This window comes from Pseudomonas sp. S5F11 (assembly GCF_019641515.1).
GTDB lineage: Bacteria > Pseudomonadota > Gammaproteobacteria > Pseudomonadales > Pseudomonadaceae > Aquipseudomonas > Aquipseudomonas rhodesiae.
In genome coordinates this window covers 2,452,659-2,470,644 of the sequence record NZ_JAIFJZ010000001.1, presented here as the reverse complement: position 1 = coordinate 2,470,644, position 17,986 = coordinate 2,452,659, and the positions used below count along the sequence as shown (strand labels likewise).

17 protein-coding genes are annotated in these 17,986 nt (G+C 62.2%); 9 read left to right on the top strand and 8 right to left on the bottom strand.

Going from position 1 to position 17,986, the window contains the following annotated elements:
- Positions 1-47 precede the first annotated feature (47 nt).
- From hmgA to K1567_RS11135, 4 genes are read left to right on the top strand one after another with little or no spacing between them, the layout of a single operon-like run.
- Entirely contained in the window at positions 48-1,331 is a 1,284-nt protein-coding gene (gene hmgA, locus K1567_RS11150; protein ID WP_034096024.1) for a homogentisate 1,2-dioxygenase, read from the top strand.
- A gap of 3 nt (positions 1,332-1,334) precedes the next feature.
- Positions 1,335-2,621, top strand: a complete 1,287-nt coding sequence (gene fahA, locus K1567_RS11145) for a fumarylacetoacetase (RefSeq protein ID WP_034096025.1) — start codon at positions 1,335-1,337, stop codon at positions 2,619-2,621.
- Positions 2,622-2,633: 12 nt separating this feature from the next.
- Positions 2,634-3,278 carry a maleylacetoacetate isomerase gene (gene maiA / locus K1567_RS11140; protein WP_034111859.1) on the top strand — a complete coding sequence of 215 codons (645 nt, stop codon included), beginning with the start codon at positions 2,634-2,636 and terminating at the stop codon, positions 3,276-3,278.
- 43 nt (positions 3,279-3,321) lie between these two features.
- On the top strand, positions 3,322-4,653 hold the full coding sequence (locus tag K1567_RS11135; protein WP_034111861.1) for an aromatic acid/H+ symport family MFS transporter: 1,332 nt from the start codon (positions 3,322-3,324) through the stop codon (positions 4,651-4,653).
- A 15-nt stretch (positions 4,654-4,668) separates the two neighbouring features.
- Here the strand turns inward: K1567_RS11135 and K1567_RS11130 are convergent, their stop codons facing one another.
- A complete protein-coding gene (locus tag K1567_RS11130; RefSeq protein WP_034096028.1) occupies positions 4,669-5,472 on the bottom strand; it encodes a SirB1 family protein in 804 nt (267 codons plus the stop codon).
- A gap of 185 nt (positions 5,473-5,657) precedes the next feature.
- Here K1567_RS11130 and K1567_RS11125 point away from each other — a divergent pair, with 185 nt between their 5' ends.
- Positions 5,658-6,677, top strand: a complete 1,020-nt coding sequence (locus K1567_RS11125) for a Glu/Leu/Phe/Val dehydrogenase dimerization domain-containing protein (protein WP_034096029.1) — start codon at positions 5,658-5,660, stop codon at positions 6,675-6,677.
- Positions 6,678-6,731: 54 nt separating this feature from the next.
- Here K1567_RS11125 and K1567_RS11120 read toward each other — a convergent pair whose 3' ends face one another.
- Entirely contained in the window at positions 6,732-6,992 is a 261-nt protein-coding gene (locus K1567_RS11120) for a YebG family protein (RefSeq protein ID WP_010564043.1), read from the bottom strand.
- A gap of 280 nt (positions 6,993-7,272) precedes the next feature.
- Here K1567_RS11120 and K1567_RS11115 point away from each other — a divergent pair, with 280 nt between their 5' ends.
- Complete coding sequence (locus K1567_RS11115; RefSeq protein WP_034096030.1) at positions 7,273-7,761, top strand: phosphate-starvation-inducible protein PsiE; 489 nt, start codon at positions 7,273-7,275, stop codon at positions 7,759-7,761.
- On the opposite strand, the gene K1567_RS11110 is transcribed toward K1567_RS11115, so the two are convergent.
- Complete coding sequence (locus K1567_RS11110; RefSeq protein ID WP_034096031.1) at positions 7,758-8,075, bottom strand: DUF3509 domain-containing protein; 318 nt, start codon at positions 8,073-8,075, stop codon at positions 7,758-7,760. The genes K1567_RS11115 and K1567_RS11110 overlap by 4 nt on opposite strands.
- A 310-nt stretch (positions 8,076-8,385) precedes the next feature.
- Complete coding sequence (locus K1567_RS11105) at positions 8,386-9,762, bottom strand: L-serine ammonia-lyase (protein WP_220698501.1); 1,377 nt, start codon at positions 9,760-9,762, stop codon at positions 8,386-8,388.
- A 138-nt stretch (positions 9,763-9,900) separates the two neighbouring features.
- On the opposite strand from K1567_RS11105, the gene K1567_RS11100 reads away from it, so the two are divergent.
- Entirely contained in the window at positions 9,901-10,845 is a 945-nt protein-coding gene (locus K1567_RS11100; RefSeq protein WP_034096033.1) for a LysR substrate-binding domain-containing protein, read from the top strand.
- A 217-nt stretch (positions 10,846-11,062) separates the two neighbouring features.
- The gene (locus tag K1567_RS11095; RefSeq protein ID WP_034096034.1) at positions 11,063-11,473 is read left to right on the top strand and encodes an HPF/RaiA family ribosome-associated protein; all 411 of its coding nucleotides are present in this window, start codon (positions 11,063-11,065) and stop codon (positions 11,471-11,473) included.
- A gap of 60 nt (positions 11,474-11,533) precedes the next feature.
- Here K1567_RS11095 and K1567_RS11090 read toward each other — a convergent pair whose 3' ends face one another.
- The gene (locus K1567_RS11090; protein ID WP_047881606.1) at positions 11,534-13,042 is read right to left on the bottom strand and encodes an MFS transporter; all 1,509 of its coding nucleotides are present in this window, start codon (positions 13,040-13,042) and stop codon (positions 11,534-11,536) included.
- Positions 13,043-13,147: 105 nt separating this feature from the next.
- Here K1567_RS11090 and K1567_RS11085 point away from each other — a divergent pair, with 105 nt between their 5' ends.
- Positions 13,148-14,020 carry a LysR family transcriptional regulator gene (locus K1567_RS11085; protein WP_034111869.1) on the top strand — a complete coding sequence of 291 codons (873 nt, stop codon included), beginning with the start codon at positions 13,148-13,150 and terminating at the stop codon, positions 14,018-14,020.
- Here the strand turns inward: K1567_RS11085 and fecA are convergent, their stop codons facing one another.
- The 3 genes from fecA to K1567_RS11070 form a co-directional block, all read right to left on the bottom strand.
- Complete coding sequence (gene fecA / locus K1567_RS11080) at positions 14,021-16,360, bottom strand: TonB-dependent Fe(3+) dicitrate receptor FecA (protein ID WP_220698500.1); 2,340 nt, start codon at positions 16,358-16,360, stop codon at positions 14,021-14,023.
- Positions 16,361-16,450: 90 nt separating this feature from the next.
- Positions 16,451-17,392, bottom strand: a complete 942-nt coding sequence (locus tag K1567_RS11075; protein WP_220698499.1) for a FecR domain-containing protein — start codon at positions 17,390-17,392, stop codon at positions 16,451-16,453.
- Positions 17,389-17,877, bottom strand: a complete 489-nt coding sequence (locus K1567_RS11070) for a sigma-70 family RNA polymerase sigma factor (protein WP_034096039.1) — start codon at positions 17,875-17,877, stop codon at positions 17,389-17,391. The genes K1567_RS11075 and K1567_RS11070 overlap by 4 nt, the downstream gene beginning before the upstream one ends.
- Between the last annotated feature and the right edge of the window lie 109 nt (positions 17,878-17,986).

The following is a 17,986-nucleotide window of genomic DNA, read 5'->3' as shown; positions in this document are numbered from 1 at the left end:
GCGTAACTGGATTACGATAAAAACAACTTCCGCTCAGAGGACGATCCATGACCCTCGAATACCTGTCGGGCTTCGGCAATGAATTCGCCAGCGAAGCCCTGCCCGGCGCCTTGCCGGTCGGCCAGAACTCCCCGCAAAAAGCACCCTACGGCCTGTACACCGAACTGTTCTCCGGCACCGCGTTCACCATGACCCGCAGCGAAGCCCGGCGTACCTGGTTGTACCGCATCCAGCCGTCGGCCAATCACCCGGCGTTCGCCAAATTGGAACGGCAATTGGCCGGCGGTCCGTTGGGTGCGGTGACGCCCAACCGGCTGCGCTGGAACCCACTGGATATGCCTAGCGAGCCGACCGATTTTATTGACGGTCTGGTCGCAATGGTCGCCAATTCGGCGTCGGAAAAACCCTCGGGTATCAGCATCCACCACTATCGCGCCAATCGCTCCATGGAGCGGGTGTTCTTCAACGCCGACGGCGAATGGTTGATCGTCCCCGAGCAGGGGCGCCTGCGTCTTGTCACTGAACTGGGCGTGCTGGAAGTGGAGCCGCTGGAAATCGTCGTGCTGCCCCGTGGCCTTAAATTCCGCGTCGAACTGCTGGACGCTCAGGCCCGCGGCTACATCGCCGAGAACCACGGCGCGCCGCTGCGCCTGCCGGACCTGGGGCCCATCGGCAGCAACGGCCTGGCCAATCCACGGGACTTCCTCAGCCCCGTCGCCCATTACGAAGACTTAAGGCAACCGACGACGTTGGTGCAGAAGTTTCTCGGCGAACTGTGGGCCTGCGAGCTCGACCATTCACCGCTGAACGTGGTGGCCTGGCACGGCAACAACGTGCCGTACAAATACGACCTGCGCCGCTTCAACACCATCGGCACCGTCAGTTTCGATCACCCGGACCCGTCGATTTTCACCGTGTTGACCTCGCCCACCAGCGTGCACGGCCTGGCCAACCTCGACTTCGTGATTTTCCCGCCGCGCTGGATGGTGGCCGAGAACACCTTCCGTCCGCCGTGGTTCCACCGCAACCTGATGAACGAATACATGGGCTTGATCCAAGGCGCCTACGACGCCAAGGCCGAGGGTTTCCTGCCCGGCGGCGCGTCGCTGCACAGCTGCATGAGCGCCCACGGCCCGGATGGCGAAACCTGCACCAAGGCCATCAATGTGGAGCTGGCGCCGCACAAGATCGATAACACCATGGCGTTCATGTTCGAGACCAGCCAAGTGCTGCGTCCCACCCAGTTCGCCCTGGACTGTCCGCACCTGCAACCTGCTTACGACGCGTGCTGGGCCTCACTGCCCGTCACCTTCAACCCGAATCGGAGATAACCCATGACTCAGCCCACCCCTGCCCGTAGTTGGGTAGCGTCCGCCAACGGTCACGCGGATTTCCCGCTGCAGAACCTGCCGCTGGGCATCTTCAGTCGCAATGGCGAGCCCCCGCGCAGCGGCGTGGCGATTGGGGATTTCATCCTGGATCTTCACGCGACATTAGACGCATTCGACGGCGAAGCCCGTCGTGCCGTGGAAGCGACTGCCGGCGGTCAACTGAACGGGTTGTTCGCCCTGGGCCGCGGCCCACGCGTGGCCCTGCGCGAGCGCCTGCTGGAGCTGCTTGCCGAGGGCAGCCCGCTGCAAGCCCGCGAGGCGCAGGTGCTGCACCGCGCGGCTGATTGCCAACTGCACCTGCCAGCCAAAATCGGCGACTACACCGACTTCTACGTTGGTATCGAACACGCGCAGAACGTCGGCAAGCTATTCCGCCCCGACAACCCGTTGCTGCCCAACTACAAGTATGTGCCGATCGGCTATCACGGCCGCGCCTCCACCGTGCGCCCCTCGGGCATGGATGTGCGTCGCCCCAAAGGCCAGACCCTGCCTGCCGGCCAATCCGAACCCACCTTCGGTCCCTGTGCGCGGTTGGACTACGAGTTGGAACTGGGCATCTGGATCGGCCAGGGCAACGCCATGGGCGAAGCGATCGCCATCGGTGACGCGGCCGAGCATATCGCCGGTTTTTGCCTGCTCAACGACTGGTCGGCGCGGGATATCCAGGCGTGGGAATACCAGCCGCTGGGGCCGTTCCTGTCCAAGAGCTTTATTACCACAGTCTCGCCCTGGGTGGTCACGGCTGAAGCGTTGGCGCCGTTCCGCAAGGCTCAACCGGCACGCCCCGAAGGCGATCCGCAGCCGCTGCCGTACTTGCTGGATCAACGCGATCAGGCCGGCGGTGCTCTGGATATCGAACTGGAAGTGCTGCTGACCACGGCCGCCATGCGCGAACAAAACCTGCCGGCCCATCGCCTGGCCCTGAGCAACAGCCTGCATATGTACTGGACCGCCGCGCAGTTGGTGGCCCATCACAGCGTTAACGGTTGCCAACTGCAGCCCGGCGATCTGTTCGGTTCAGGCACCTTGTCCGGGCCGCAAGCCAGCCAACTCGGCAGCCTGTTGGAGATCACCGAGGGCGGTAAAAAAGTGATCGAGCTGCCGTCCGGCGAAGTGCGTAAATTCCTCGAAGACGGCGACGAAATCATTCTGCGTGCGCGCTGCAACCGTGAAGGCTATGCCTCCATCGGTTTTGGCGAATGCCGTGGCACTGTGGTCGCAGCGCGCTGAGGAGGGCGGGGGATGGAACTCTATACCTATTACCGCTCTACTTCGTCGTATCGCGTGCGCATCGCTTTGGCGCTCAAGGGGCTGGCGTTCACGGCGGTGCCGGTCAACCTGCTGGTGCCGGCAGGGGGCGCCAACCGCCAGCCGGCGTACCTGGCCATCAACCCGCAGGGCCGCGTGCCGGCCCTGCGCACTGACGACGGCGACCTGTTGATCCAGTCGCCGGCGATCATCGAATACCTCGACGAACGTTATCCACAGGTGCCGCTGCTGAGCCAAGACCTGGCGACCCGCGCCCACGAGCGTGCGGTGGCATCGATCATCGGTTGTGACATCCACCCGTTGCACAACTCCAGCACTCAGAACCTGTTGCGCCAATGGGGGCATGACGACACGCAGGTGCTGGCGTGGGTCGGGCACTGGATCAGCCAGGGCCTCGGCGCGGTGGAGCAGTTGATCGGTGATCAAGGGTTCTGTTTTGGCGACCAGCCGGGCATGGCCGATGTGTTTTTGATCCCACAGTTGTACGCAGCCGAGCGGTTCAAAGTGTCGCTGGCCGATTACCCGCGTATCGGCCGTATTGCGGCCTTGGCCAAGCAGCATCCGGCGTTTATTCAAGCCCATCCCGCTAATCAACCGGATACCCCTGAGGCCCCGTAAATCCGCTGTGCGACACCCATAAAAATAAAACAGGTACCTTGCGATGCACACTCAGATTGCCAGCTTTCGCGCGGCACTCGACGCCCGTCCGGTGTCGCGCTTCCAGTGGTTGATCCTCTTGTTGCTGGCGTTGCTGCTGGTGACCGATGGCTACGATGCCCAAGTGCTAGGCTACGTAGTGCCGGCGCTGGCCGCCGACTGGGGGCTGGAAAAAGCCGCGTTCGGCCCGGTGTTCAGTGCCAATTTGCTGGGGTTGACCCTTGGCTCACTGCTGGTGACGCCACTGGCGGACCGCTTTGGCGTACGCCGGATTCTGTTGGCCTGCGTGCTGATCTACGCCAGCCTCACGGTGCTGATGGTGTTCGCCGACTCGCTGACCACGCTGATGGCCGCACGGTTTATCTGCGGGATCGGCATGGGTGGGGCGATGCCCAGTGCCATGGCCTTGATGTCGGACTATTCGCCACCGCGCCTTCGCACCCTGATGGTGACCTTGGCCGCGTGCGGCTTTTCGTTTGGTGGCGCGGCGGGTGGGTTCGTGGCCGCAGGATTTATTGAGCATTACGGGTGGGAGGCGGTGTTCCTGGCAGGCGGTGTTACGCCGCTGCTGCTGTTTCCGTTTCTGGTGTGGCTGCTGCCCGAATCCTTGCCGCGATTATTGCGGGACGCGCCGCCTTACTGGCGTCTGCAGCGGGTCACGGCGCGCCTGTTGCCCGACTGGCAACCGCCGCTGGCCAGCACCGCTGATGACCAGCAGGCGCGGGGCAGCCAATTGACTGTGGTTGAGTTGTTTCGCAACGGTTACGCCCGCCCGACCTTGCTGATCTGGGCAACCTTTTTCGTCAGCCTGATCCTGCTGTATTTCATGATCAGCTGGCTGCCGTCGTTGCTGTTGGAAAGTGGCCTGGCACTCAAGCAGGCCAACCTGGTGACGTCGATGTTCCTGTTTGCCGGCACCTTGGGTGCCATCGGCATGGCCTGGTTTGCCGACCGCCTGAAAAATAAAGTCCGCCTGCTGTGCGGGGTGTTGTTCGCGGCCGGGCTGTGCACCGTGCTGTTGGGCTTGAACCACGATAATCCGCGCTACTTGGTGGCGTGCGTGTTTGCCGCCGGCTTCTGCATCATCGGTGGGCAACTGACGTTGAATGCCTTCGCCAGCAACTTCTACCCGGCCCACGTGCGCGCCACCGGCACGGGCTGGGCACTGGGAGTAGGGCGCTTCGGCTCGATCCTCGGGCCGTTGCTGGGCAGTCTGCTGCTGGCAATGCAGGTACCGGTGCAGCAGATTTTTTTCTACTGCGCGATTCCGGCGGTGATGGCTGCGTTGTTGATCATTCAGGTGCGCTCGCCACAAAAAACTTCGCGCCTTAACTAGAACCCAAGGTGTTGGTCAATGCACCACCGTGTTGGGCGGCAGATGCCCCAACCGCTCGGTCAGGCGCAGGCGTTGGATCGGGTCTTCGCTGAGCAGCAGCGCATGTTCCAGATCGAAGCGTTCGGCGTTGGGGCAGTCCAGGCGTTGATACAGGCTGGCCCGTGCCAGGTAATCGGCGGCGCTGGCATTGCCCAGTTCCAGCACGCGCTCGGCGTCGATCAGCGCCGCCAGTGGATCGTCATTGGCCAAGTGCAATTGGCGCAGGTTGCGCGACAAGCGTTGGAGCATCGAGCGCGGTTCGGCGGTATGCAGGTGTTCGGCCTGCAACTTGAGGTTGGGGCCATATTGGCGTTGCAGCAGTTCGCGGCAATCGTTGGTGTAGAGGCGCCGACCGCCGCAGGGGTCCAACAAGTGATCAGCGCCGGGGACGCGTAGCAGGAAATGCCCTGGGAAGTTCACGCCGACCATGGGAATGTGCAGGCGCCGCGCCAGTTCCATGGCAATCAAGCCCATGGCCAGGGGCTGCCCGCGTTTGCGCAGCAGGACTTTATCCAACAGCGCAGCGGCGGGGCGTAGGGGCGTGAAGTCATCCTGGGCAAACCCCAGATCGTTCATGCGCCGCAGCAGCGGTTGGCCCAGTTCATCCGCCGGCAGCACGGGCATGCCTGCGCTTACCTGCTGTTGCAACAACCCCAGTTCTTGCAGGATCTGCAACGGTTGCACCGTCGCGTCATGTTCGGCGGCAATCCACAGCGCGGCCTCGAACAGTGCAGGGGGCGAGCGTTCCAGGCAGGCGAAAAAGGCTTGGCGGGGCTTCATTGCATTCTCCGGCGGATGCCCCCGTTTTAGCCTTGCTGGGAATTTTCGTCCAGTGACTTAAGAAAGATCCTGCGCGCTTATGTCGCAGAGCCTACAAAATCGGACGACTTATTCCAGCGCACTTCGGCAGTTTTCTGCCGCAAGCCTATACTTGGCGACACAAGAAGTGATTCGGGAGCTCGACGATGTTTGCTCTCATGCACCGCACCCGCCTTGAATCGCTGCACCTGAGCATCGACCCGGTGACAGGCTTGAAGGCGGTCATAGCCATTCACAACAGCCGCCTGGGGCCCGCCCTGGGCGGCTGTCGTTACCTTGCCTACCCCGACGACGAAACGGCCGTGGCCGATGCCGCGCGCCTGGCCCAAGGCATGAGCTACAAAGCCGCCCTGGCCGGGTTGCCGGTTGGTGGTGGCACCGCGGTGATCCTGCGGCCCGCCCATGTTGAAAGCCGCGCGGCGCTGTTCGAAGCCTTTGGGCGTTGCGTGGAACAACTGCATGGCCGCTACATCACGGCCATCGACAGCGGCACCTCGGTGGCCGACATGGATTGCATCGCTCAACAAACCCGTTTCGTCACCAGCACCACCGCCGCCGGCGACCCTGCGCCCCACGCCGCCATGGGCGTGTTTACCGGCATCCGCGCCACGGCCATGGCGCGCTTGGGCAGCGACAACCTCGAAAGCCTGCGGGTGGCCATACAAGGCCTGGGCAACGTCGGCTACGCCCTCGCCGAACAGCTGCACGCCGCCGGCGCCGAATTGCTGGTGAGCGATATCGACCATGGCAAGGTGCAACTGGCCATGGAGCAGTTCGGCGCACACCCCATCGCCAACGACGCCTTGCTCAGCACCCCCTGCGACATTCTTGCGCCCTGCGGCCTGGGTGCGGTGTTCAACCGTACCAGCGTGGGCCAACTGCGTTGCGCCGCCGTGGCCGGTTCCGCCAGCGCCCAACTGACCAACCTGCAAGTGGCCGATCAGTTGGAGGGGCGCGGCATTCTTTATGCGCCCGACTATGTGATCAATTCCGGCGGCCTGATCTACGTCGCGCTCAAACACAGCGGCGCCGAGCTGCCCACCATCACCGCGCACCTGTCGAACATTGGCTCACGCCTGACTGAAATCTATGCCCATGCCCAAGCCGAAAAACGCTCGCCCGCACGGGTAGCGGACGAATTGGCCGAGCGCCTGCTGTACCAATGAGCGGCGATTAAAAAGGCCCTGAATCAATGATTCAGGGCCTGTTCAATTCGGGCGTTATTCCGCCGGCGGGTTGAGCAACTCGGACAACGCGTCCGGCTGACTCTTGAATGCCTTGGCAAATACATCGCGGTTCTTCGCCATGTAGATCCCGGCTTCCTCGACCTGCTGCTCGCTCAAGGACGGCACGGCTTTTTGCAACACTTCTGCCAGCAACTCAGCGAGTTCAAGCATTTTGTCATGACGGTCAGCTTCGGCTTTATCCATGAACAAACGCTCCAGATCTCGGCTGCTGCGGTATACCACTTCGACGGCCATTCACCACCTCACATGCCTTCACGATAGTTGTCTTTTGCGACTACTGTATTTATATACAGCGAAAAGGGTAAGCCAAACCGTGGGGTTTGGGTAGCAGTTTTTTAATGTAGTTGGGAAATGGACCGTGTGGGGCGACGCATCAAGCTATCAGGCTGCCGGTGTGCCTCATGTCATGCTGACATCATCTTAGTTTCCACGCTCTGGCCTTTTTTCTGCATGCAGAACAACCGTCACGTCCAACCCGCATTATCCGGTCGAACCGACCTAAGGAAGCATCATCGTGAAAATCAACTGGGCCGAAAAGTTGCGCCACCAAGTCCATGGCCTGGCCGAGTCGCTGGGGAACCTGTTTGTGGAGTCGTTCCACTACCTGGCGCTGTTCGCCATTGGCGCGGTCACGGCCTGGGCAGCGGTGATGGAGTTTCTGGGGATGCTGGAGAACGGGCACATCAAGATCGATGACATCTTGCTGCTGTTCATCTACTTGGAATTGGGCGCGATGGTCGGGATTTACTTCAAGACCAACCACATGCCCGTGCGCTTCCTGATCTACGTTGCGATCACTGCGCTGACACGTCTGTTGATCTCCAACGTATCCCATCACAACCCGCCGGACCTGGGCATCATCTACCTGTGCGGGGGGATTCTGCTGTTGGCGTTCGCGATCCTGGTGGTGCGTTACGCATCGTCGTCGTTCCCTTCGGTGAAGGTCGAAAGCCCGCGGCGCAAGGGCGAGGCGAGCCTGGAGACCGAGAAGGGTGAGCTTTAAAGACCGACGCTGAACGGCAGGTCACGGGCCGGCGGTGGCTGCATAAGTTTGTGGTTGTCGCCGTCGGTCATGATCGCCAGGATTTCCATGGCGCTGTGGCCCTGCTCGATGGCGATGCCGAACTGGATGCTCTGCACCAGGCGTTTGAGCCGTTCGGGGTCGTTGCGTTGCTCGGCACTGATCATGCGCTTGGCTACCACGCCCGTCTCATTCGAGAGGGTGAGCATGATGCTGCCGTCGAGCCGTTGGATGCTCAGGTTGACGCGATATTTTGGGCTGAATGTGTCGGTGATGATCTGAAAAGGATTGTCCATGGTGCGTTACCGCCTGATAAGAACATGCAGTCATTGACGACCGGTGTCTGGATTAGTTCGCATCGCCTGACCACCGGCCACTTCGTCGCTGAGGGGCACAAATTCCGTTTGCCTCAAGAGCCTTACAGCAAGGGCCGTGCCGTATATCGACCATCCCAATGTGGGAGGGGGCTTGCCCCCGATAGCGCTGGGTCAGTCAGCCCATCTACCACTGACCTACCGCCATCGGGGGCAAGCCCACTCCCACAATTGTTTCAGACCCGTGATCTATTTCAGGGCACTACCGGGAAAACGATCTCACACAGCGCAATCAGCATTCCACCCAGCTCACCGCCAGGCCTCCCCGAGAGGTTTCTTTGTACTTGTCATGCATGTCGGCGCCGGTGTCGCGCATGGTGCGTATCACTCGGTCGAGGGAAATGAAGTGCTTGCCGTCGCCGCGCAAGGCCATTTGGGTTGCGTTGATCGCCTTGACCGCCGCGATGGCGTTGCGCTCGATGCACGGTACTTGCACCAGGCCGCCGACGGGGTCGCAGGTCAGGCCCAGGTTGTGTTCCAGGCCGATTTCGGCGGCGTTTTCCAATTGCTCGGGCGTGGCGCCGAGGATCTCGGCCAAGCCGGCGGCGGCCATGGCGCAGGCTGAGCCGACTTCACCCTGGCAACCGACCTCCGCCCCGGAGATCGAGGCGTTTTTCTTGCACAGGATGCCGACGGCGGCTGCGGCCAAAAAGAAATTGACCACGTCGTCGTCAGACGCGTCGGCGTTGAACTTCATGTAGTAATGCAGCACCGCCGGGATGATGCCGGCCGCGCCGTTGGTCGGTGCGGTGACCATGCGCCCGCCCGCGGCGTTTTCTTCGTTGACGGCCAGGGCGAACAGGTTGACCCACTCCATTGCCGACAAGGTGGACGTGATGACATTCGGTTTGCCGATTTCCAACAGGCTGCGGTGCAACCTTGCCGCGCGGCGCGGAACGTCGAGGCCGCCAGGCAAGATGCCTTCATCGCGCAGGCCTTGTTCGACGCATTCGCGCATCACCGACCAGATATGCAGCAGACCGCTGCGAATGTCTGCGTCACTGCGCCACGCACGTTCGTTGGCCATCATCAGCTCCGACACCCTTAAACCGTGCTGCTTGCACAGCGCCAGCAGTTCGGCGGCGCTGGAAAAGTCATAAGGCAGTGCCACATCGCTGACAGGCGCGATACCCGACGCCGCCTCGGCCGCCTCGATGATGAAACCGCCGCCCACCGAGTAGTACGTCTCTTCACTCACCAGACCATGGTCGCCATAGGCGTGCAGAGACATGGCGTTGGGATGGTAGGGCAAGCTCTCTTCGAGCAGCAGGAGGTCGGTGTGCCAGTTGAAGGCGATGTCCTCGATGCCTGCCAGCAGTAAGCGGCCGCTGTCGCGCAGTTGCTGAATACGCGGATTGATCGAGGTGGGGTCGACCTGATCCGGCCACTCGCCCATCAACCCCATTACGCAGGCGCGATCCGTGGCATGGCCGACACCGGTGGCGGACAGCGAGCCATACAGGCGCACTTCGACGCGGCGGGTGCGGCTGAGCAATTGTTGTTCGCTCAGCGCCTTGGCAAAGGTCGCGGCTGCGCGCATGGGGCCGACGGTGTGAGAGCTGGACGGGCCGATGCCGATTTTAAATAGATCGAAAACACTGATAGCCATGCTAAAGCCTTACAAGCAATGGAGTAGGAATCGCTGCCATTTTTTTGTAGGACGAGCGCAATTGGCGCGATACTGAGCGCCTGTACAACCACTGACCAACGAATTCTCCTAAGAAACCCTTTAGCAGGACTAAACCCTATGGCTCGGCCACTCCATGGTCAGACGTACGTCTGGCTGCATGTTTTCTCCTGTGCGGCGCGGCATTTGTCTTTCACCCGCTGCGCCGAAGAACTGCACATCACGCCGGGGGCGGTGAGTCAGCAGATTCGCCAATTGGAGGAGCGCCTAGGCTTTCGCCTGTTCCATCGGCGCGCCCGGGGCGTGGAACTCAGTGCCGAGGGGCAGCGCTTAGCGGCGACGGTGGGGGAGGCCTACGGCAGCATCGACGCCGAGTTGCGGCGGCTGGACGCCGGCATGATCAGCGGCACCTTGCGGCTGCGGTCGATCCCGTCGTTCCTCGGCAAGTGGTTGACCCCGCGCTTGCCGCGTCTGCAGCAACGCTTTCCGGATATCCAACTGCGCCTGGTCGCCGAAGACAGCAGCGTCGCCCTGCACGAAGGCGACTTTGACCTGGCCATCGACCTCAACGACGGCAGCTACCCCGGCCTGTTATCCACAGCCTTGCTCGACGAACAGATCTTCCCAGTGTGCGCGCCGAGTCTGCTGCGCGGACGTCCACCGCTGCATGGCCCTGCCGACCTGGCGCATTTCCCGCTGTTGCACGACATCACCGCCTGGCGTGGGAGTTATGAGTACGCCGAGTGGGAGTTCTACTTGAATGCCATCGGCTGTCACGACGCCGATGTGCGCCGCGGCCATACCTTCAACCGCAACCACCTGACCATCGAAGCGGCCATCGCCGGCATGGGGGTGGCCATTGCGCGGCGTACCTTGCTCAACGATGAGCTGGAGCGCGGCACCTTGATCGTGCCGTTCGGCCTTGCCGTGCCGAACCACAAACGTTACGTGTTGCTGTACGCGCCAGGCGCGTTGAGCCACCCGGGCGTGCGCGCGGTACATGACTGGCTGGTAGAGGAAGCGGGGTTTTTTCGCAGTTTGCACCCGTTGGGAGAGGGGCAATGATGAGGATCGAGAGGACGTAAGAAGATGTAACTAACTCCCCACCCTACCAGCGTTTTTGCTTGTCGTCAGGGTTAATTTGTAATGTAGGATTTATCTTTGCAAAGGGGTTGAATTGTTTCCGCAGGTGCTCAATTGTGTAATCAAGAGGTCATGGTTTCACCACAACGGTGTTGCAGTTTGTGATCTCTCGCGAGCTAGCTGAAATAAGGGAAGAACTATGCAAATCCAAGTCAATAGCGATAACCATATTGAAAGCAGCATCCGACTGGAGGAGTGGGTACGTACTACCATTGAGAGCACGCTCGAACGTTATGAAGAAGACCTGACCCGTGTCGAGGTCTACCTGCGGGATGAGAACGGCGACAAGCCTGGCCCCCATGATCTGAGTTGCCGCCTGGAAGCGCGGCCAAAAGGCCATCAACCGCTGTCGGTTCTGCACAAGGCCGATACCTTGGAACAAGCGATCGACGGTGCAGCGACCAAGCTGGACCACGCGCTGGAACACCTGTTCGGCAAACTGCAAGGCAAGCCTCGCGCTGCCGGCAAAGGCCAGCCGACCACCAAAGTCAACGAAGATGAGCTTGAACAGGAGTTCCTGGAAAAAGAACGCGCCGTTTTCAACGGCTGATCACTGACCGTTCTATCATCCCCTCTGGAAACGGGCCTGCACACGCAGGCCCGTTTTTCGTTACTGGACTCGTCGGAAAAAGTACCCGCTCAACAGCCCCAACCCAGCCGCTCCCAGCCCCGCGAATACCATCGCCCAGCCAGCCCCGTGGCGCAGCGCCGCCTGTGCATCCGCCGTTGTCAGCCCCGCCGCGTTGAGTTTGCCGGCCGCAAGTTGCTGGCTGATGTCCGGCCATGTCTGGGCCGAGCTGGCAGGCAGCACACTGCCCAGGTAGTGGCTGATGCCCAGCAATACCACCAGGCCCATCAGCGCAATGGCGAGCGCCAACGTAATCAGGCGCGCGCTCAGATCGATGCCCGACGCCATTCCCGCCCTATCAGCCGACACCGAACCGGTAGTGGTGTTGGTGGTCGGGGAATTGATCAGCGCCAGGCCCACGCCGGCGATCACACAACTGGCCAGCATCCATCCGACAGCGGCGTGCTCGGCTTGGTTGGCGGCGGCCATCGCCAGAAAACCCGTCCCCATCAAACCCAGGCCCAGCGGAATGATGCGCTCGGCACCATGGCGCAATGCCAGGCGCTCGGCTAGAGGCGGCACCAGCAAGGTGGGCAGGGTGTAGGCGAGCAGCGCAGCGCCGGTAGTGAGGGTGTCGTAGCCCAGGCCGGTCTGGAAATACAGCGGCAGGTAGATCATGAATGGCCAAAAACTGACGTTCATGCCGATCGACCCCATCAGCGCGCCATTGAAGCGGCGAATGCGGAACACCGAAAAATCGAACATCGGGTGCGCACTGTGCCGTTCGATCTGCACGAACCACAATAAGGCGGCCGCCGACAGACTGGCCCAGCCCAGCATCGCCGGCGTGGCGAAGCCGTTTTCGCTGCCCTGGGTGATGACATACACCAGGGCAAACACCGCCAATGTCAGGGTCAGCATGCCGCCGATATCCAGGCGGTGGGCGGCCGGATCGCGGGATTCCTGCACACTGATGCGCAACAGCAACAGGGTGAACAGTGTCAGCGGCACATGCACCAGAAACACCCAGCGCCAATCCGCGACCGCGAGGATAAACGCGCCGACCATCGGCCCGAAGCCCAAGCCAATACCGGCGATCACGCCCCAGATAGCGAATGCCCGCGCCCGTGCCGCCGGTTCACGGAACAGATGCGAGAGAATCGCGAACTGGCAAATCATCATCGCCCCGGCGCCGATGCCCTGAACAAAGCGTGCCGTGATCAGGGTGGCGGCGCTGTCGGCCAGCCCGCAGGCCAGTGAGGCCAGCCCAAATAGCCACAAGCACAGCACGAGCACGCGTCGCCGCCCAAAGCGATCAGCCAGGGTGCCGGCCGCCATCAGCACGCTGGTGCAGGCCAGGGTGTAGGCATTCATGATCCATTGGGCGTCTTGGAAACCCGTGCCGAGTGCATGTTCAAGTGTGGGCAGAAGCACGGGCACGCTGGAGATTTCCAGGCCGAACATCAGCGCCACCAGGCACACGGCGGTGAGGGCGACGGCCTGGCGGGGAGCGCGCGCGGGGCTGGCGGTCAAGGTAGCGGCGGCGGGCATGGGATTCTCCTGTAAACAAATGGATTAGCCATTTTCAGGGGAATTGAATTCTTTATCCGTGATAAGTTTTCCGCCAGTTAGGGAATTAAAGGCGACAATCAAATCATGGTCACCCCCCGTTTCGATGGCGTTGAATTGTTTTTGCAGATCGTTGAGAGCGGCAGCCTCACTGAGGCCGCCGAACGTTTGCACCTCACGCGATCCGCCGTGGGCAAGGGCCTGGCGCGGCTGGAAGCGCGGCTGGGCACCTGTTTGTTACAGCGCTCCACCCGCCGTCAACGTCTGACCGAGGATGGCCAGGCGTACTACGAACATTGCTTGCGCGCCCAGGCGGAGCTGGAGGCTGCCGAATCGGTGCTGCAAAGCGGTCGGCAACAACCGCGCGGGCGCCTGCGGGCGAGCGTACCGTTGGCGTTCGGTCATCACTACGCGGCGCCGGCGCTGTGGGGCTTGATGGACCGGTATCCAGAGCTGGAAGTGGAGATTTGCTTCGCCGATCGGCTGACGGACCTGGCGCAGGAAGGGTTCGATATTGCCGTACGCATCGGCGCATTGCCCGATACCGACCGGCTCAGCGCACGACGCCTGGGCGAACAAGTGATGGGCTTGGCCGCGTCACCGGAGTACCTGCAGCGCACGGGACCGATCCATCATGTCGACGACCTTGCCAGTCGCCGTAGCATCGCCTATCGCAGCCAACCTACGCAGCGTGCCGGCATCGCCTCGCCGTTGATCATGGACGACCTACAGGCCGTGGCCGATGCCGCGATGGCGGGTGTCGGCCTGGCGTGGTTGCCGAGTTGGTTGATTGCCCATTACGTGCTGCGTGGGCAATTGCTGGCGGTGCTGCCGGACTGCCGTGAGCAGCCCGCACCGATCCATGTGATCTGGCCAACGGCCACTCACCTGCCGGCCAAGACGCGCTGCGCCATCGACGCGCTGGTGGCCGGCACGCCCTCGTGCCTGGCGGGCAGTTGATCAGAACGCGACGGAGGTCTGCACATACACCGTGCGCGGTTCGCCGACGTATTTGCCCTTGTTGTTGTCATCGAACGAGCGGGTGAAGTACTGCTTGTTGAAGATGTTTTTCACCCCGACCGCTACGTTCAGGTCCGATAGCTGCGGGCCGAAGTCGTATGCCGCGCGGCTGCTGAACAGCATGTAGCCGGGTATGCGTCCATTGGCACCGTCGGCGGTTTCGGCACGGGTGTTGGCGTTGTCGGCAAACTGGCTGCTCTGGTAGCTGCTGTCCAGGTTGAGCTTCCAGCGGCCTTCGGTGTAACCCACGCCCAGCGTGCCCTTGTGTTTGGACGAGAAGGGCACGCGGTTGCCTTTGTTTGGGCCGTCTTCGCGGATGGTGGCGTCGACATAAGCGTAGGACGCGTACACGTCGAAACCGGCCAGTGCCGGGCTCAAACCGTCGAGGGCGTAGTTCACGCTGGTCTCGATGCCCTGGTGCCGGGTTTCGCCACGGGCGATCACCGAATCGTTGGTCTGGTTGCTTTCGTACTGATTGTCGAAGTTGATCAGGAACGCGCCGATTTCCGCGCGCAGGGTGCCGTTGTCATAGCGGGTGCCCAGTTCCCAGGTGCGGGCTTTTTCCGGTTTGACTTCGCCGCTGGTCACGCGATTGGGCATCTGGCTGTATTGCACACTGCCGAACGAACCTTCGGTATTGGCGTAGAGGTTCCAATCGTCGGTGACGTGATACAGCACATTGAGCGCCGGCAACGCGGTGTTGTAGTCGCCCTTGTACTTGACGTTGGTGAGGTTGTTGGTCTGCTGGGATTCGATCATCTCGTAGCGAATGCCCGGGGTGAGGGTCCATTTGCCGATATCGATCCGGTCGTCGATGAAAAACGCGTTGGCTTCGGTGCCGCCCCGGGTGTCGCGGTCGTTGCGGCTATCGGTGTTGGGGAGCTGCTGGTTATTGGCGTTGATCGGCGTGCGGTAGCGCAGTTCGTGGCCGGCTTCGTTGATATAGCGGTAGCCGACGCCGACTTCATGGCTGGTCGGGCCGAGGTCGAAGCCTTGGGCGAAGCGGGTTTCCAGACCGCGTACCCAGTATTCACGCGGCGACAGCGACAGGAACGTGCCCTGATCCAGGTAACCGCTGCGAAGGGTCTTGGTGAAGAAGCTGTTGACGGTGAATTCGCGACGGTCCTGCTCGTAGCGGTAGCCAACGTTGAACATCGTGCGGCGGCCCCAGAATTTGTCGTAGGGGCGGGTGGACTGATACGGGTCGGCCTTGTAGTCCGCGACGTTCAAGCCGCCGGGCATATCGGCCTGGCCTTCGTAGTACTGCGCCATGGCGTTGAAGCTGTTGGCGTCGTCGAGTTGGTACTTGCCTTTGAGAATCAGGTCGTCGATGCGTGTGTCGCTGTGTTCGCGCCAGTCGCCGCCCCGGGTGCCGGAGTACAGCAGCGCGCCGCCCAGGCCATTCTCGGCAGTGCCGCCGGCCAGCAGGTTGCCGGTGGTCTTGAAACCATCGTGGCTGGAGGATGGGCTGGTTTCAGTCTGCAGGCCGCCTTTGACGGTGGGGGCGTCCGGGATCGCACGGGTCACGAAGTTGACCACGCCGCCGACGTTCTGTGGGCCGTAGCGTACGGCGCCGCCACCGCGTACCACGTCCACCGCGTCCATATTGCCCATGCTGATCGGCGCGAAGGACAACTGCGGCTGGCCATAGGGCGCGAACGGCACCGGAATTCCGTCCATCAGCACAGTAGAGCGTGAGGCCAAGCGCGGGTTGAGGCCACGGATGCCGAAGTTCAGCGCCATGTCGTGGCTGCCGGTGCCGTTGTTGTCCGGGGCGTTGACGCCGGGGATGCGGTTGAGCACGTCGCGGGCCTGGGTGGCACCTTGGCGTTCGAACTCTTCGCGGCGGATCACGTCGCGGGCGCCGGGGTGTTCGAATACGTTGGTCTGTGCCGCATCGCCGAGCCAGTCGCCGACCACGCTGGAAGTACCCAACTCAATAGTGGCCGGTGCGCTGGCCGGTTGCACGCTGTAGGCGTTGTCGCCCTCGGCGCGTGCTTGCAGGCCGGTGCCTTCCAGCAGTTTTTGCAGGCCGTCGGCGGCGCTGTAGTTGCCGGACAGGCCGCGACTCTGCAGGCCGGCGGTGACCTCGGAGCCGAACGAAATCAACACGCCAGCTTCGTGGCCAAATTGATTGAGCGCCGCTTCAAGGGAGGCGGGGACGATGTGATAAGGCTTGGTCTCGGCCGCCATCACCGACGGCAGCACCGTCAGGCTGAGGCTGGCGCCAAGCAGCAGTTGGCGCAGGGTGCGGGCGAGAAGGGTGGGTTGCTGGGGCATGAAGGGCGGTCCTGAGAAGGAAGGATCAAGGGGGCTTTCCTTCTCTGTCACGCGAGGTACGGAAAACGGCTCACGGTGTTTGGAAATAATTTAAGCGCGGGCCTGCACCGTGACCCAGTAGCGGGTGAAACGCCGGACTTTCACCGGCAGGCTGATTTCCAGCAGGTCGAGGATGCGCTCGCTGTCATCCAACGGATAGCTGCCGGAAATCAGCAGATTGGCCACCTGCGGATCGCAATTGAGCTGGCCGCGGCGATAGCGGCCCAGTTCGCCGAGGAAGTCCTCCAGGCGCATATGGGCGGCCATCAGCATGCCTTCGGCCCAGGCGCCGCTATTGGCGTCGGTGGCGCGCGGCGTGTCCCAGCCCTTGCGGGTGAAATTGACCTGGCGCATCGCCTCCACCGTCAGCGGCAGGCCGCTGTAGGTGTTGGGCATCACCTCGACGCGGCCATTGAGCACCGCCACTTGAGTGTGATCGTTGAACTGGCGCACATTGACGCGCGCGGCTTGGCTGCTGAGTAGGCCCTGGCCGGTCAGCACTTGCAGCGGGCTACTGCCGGCGTTGGCGTTGAGCAGGATCTCGCCTTCGAGCAGGCGCACCAGGCGTTGTTCGCCATCGAAATGCACGTCCACCGCGCTGCCGGTGTTGAGCTGCAACTGGCTGCCGTCCGCCAACTGCACCTTGCGTCGCTGGCCGACGGGGCTGCGGTAATCGGCGGTCAGCGGCGGCAGGATATGCTGCTGGCGCAGGCTCCAGGCCGCGGCCGAGCCGGCCCCCAGGATCAACAACAACTTCAACGCCTGGCGCCGACTGTTGGAGGTTGGCGCATTCAACGCTGCGTGGGCCAAAGGCGAAGGCATGCCGCGCAGGCGTTGATTGACGCGTTGGATATGCTCCCAGGCGCGCTGGTGTTCGCTGTGGGCGTTCAGCCACTGCTGCCAGGCGGTCTGCTGACGCGGGGTGAGCGCGCCTTGCTGCATTTCCAGCAGCCAGTGCACAGCTTGTTCGGCCACCTGGTGGGAAACGTTCATAGGGCGAAGTAGCAGCGCAGCGCCGCTTTATGCAGGTGGCGTTTGACGGTGGCGATGGAGATGCCCAACTCGGCGCCGATCTGCGCGTAAGTGAGGCCGTCGAGCTGGGCCAGCAGAAAGGCGCGTTTGACCTGAACGGGCAGGCCGTCGAGCAATTGGTCCAGCTCCATCAGGGTTTGCAGGATGATTGCGCGTTCTTCTTCCGAGGGCGCTACCTGCTCGGGCATCTGCGCGAGGGCGTCGAGGTAGGCGCGTTCGAGGTCCTGGCGGCGATAGAAGTTGTACAGCACGCGCTTGGCCACGGTGGTGAGGAAGGCGCGCGGTTCGATCAGCGTCGGGGTTTCGCGGGCGGTGAGCACGCGGATAAAGGTGTCCTGGGCCAGGTCGGCGGCACTTTCAGGGCAGCCGAGCTTGCGTCGCAACCAGCCGGTGAGCCAGTGGTGATGGTCGTTGTACAAAACTTCGACGGTGTTGGACGGCGACAACGCGAACACTCCGCAAGCATCGGTAGGCGTTAGAGAACAAGAATTGTTCGCATTGTAGGGGCGACGGCGGTGTTCGGCAATCGGAACGGGGAGGTGATTCATCCGTTCT

Bases quoted from the DNA above. Each gene is read 5' to 3' on its own strand.
- K1567_RS11110 (WP_034096031.1), bottom strand. From the start codon at position 8,075: ATGGACAATCCTTTTCAGATCATCACCGACACATTCAGCCCAAAATAT.
- K1567_RS11130 (WP_034096028.1), bottom strand. From the start codon at position 5,472: ATGAAGCCCCGCCAAGCCTTTTTCGCCTGCCTGGAACGCTCGCCCCCT.
- K1567_RS11120 (WP_010564043.1), bottom strand. From the start codon at position 6,992: ATGGCCGTCGAAGTGGTATACCGCAGCAGCCGAGATCTGGAGCGTTTG.
- maiA (WP_034111859.1), top strand. From the start codon at position 2,634: ATGGAACTCTATACCTATTACCGCTCTACTTCGTCGTATCGCGTGCGC.
- fecA (WP_220698500.1), bottom strand. From the start codon at position 16,360: ATGCCCCAGCAACCCACCCTTCTCGCCCGCACCCTGCGCCAACTGCTG.
- fahA (WP_034096025.1), top strand. From the start codon at position 1,335: ATGACTCAGCCCACCCCTGCCCGTAGTTGGGTAGCGTCCGCCAACGGT.
- K1567_RS11095 (WP_034096034.1), top strand. From the start codon at position 11,063: ATGCAAATCCAAGTCAATAGCGATAACCATATTGAAAGCAGCATCCGA.
- K1567_RS11105 (WP_220698501.1), bottom strand. From the start codon at position 9,762: ATGGCTATCAGTGTTTTCGATCTATTTAAAATCGGCATCGGCCCGTCC.
- K1567_RS11125 (WP_034096029.1), top strand. From the start codon at position 5,658: ATGTTTGCTCTCATGCACCGCACCCGCCTTGAATCGCTGCACCTGAGC.
- K1567_RS11075 (WP_220698499.1), bottom strand. From the start codon at position 17,392: ATGAACGTTTCCCACCAGGTGGCCGAACAAGCTGTGCACTGGCTGCTG.
- K1567_RS11135 (WP_034111861.1), top strand. From the start codon at position 3,322: ATGCACACTCAGATTGCCAGCTTTCGCGCGGCACTCGACGCCCGTCCG.
- K1567_RS11090 (WP_047881606.1), bottom strand. From the start codon at position 13,042: ATGCCCGCCGCCGCTACCTTGACCGCCAGCCCCGCGCGCGCTCCCCGC.
- K1567_RS11085 (WP_034111869.1), top strand. From the start codon at position 13,148: ATGGTCACCCCCCGTTTCGATGGCGTTGAATTGTTTTTGCAGATCGTT.
- K1567_RS11100 (WP_034096033.1), top strand. From the start codon at position 9,901: ATGGCTCGGCCACTCCATGGTCAGACGTACGTCTGGCTGCATGTTTTC.
- hmgA (WP_034096024.1), top strand. From the start codon at position 48: ATGACCCTCGAATACCTGTCGGGCTTCGGCAATGAATTCGCCAGCGAA.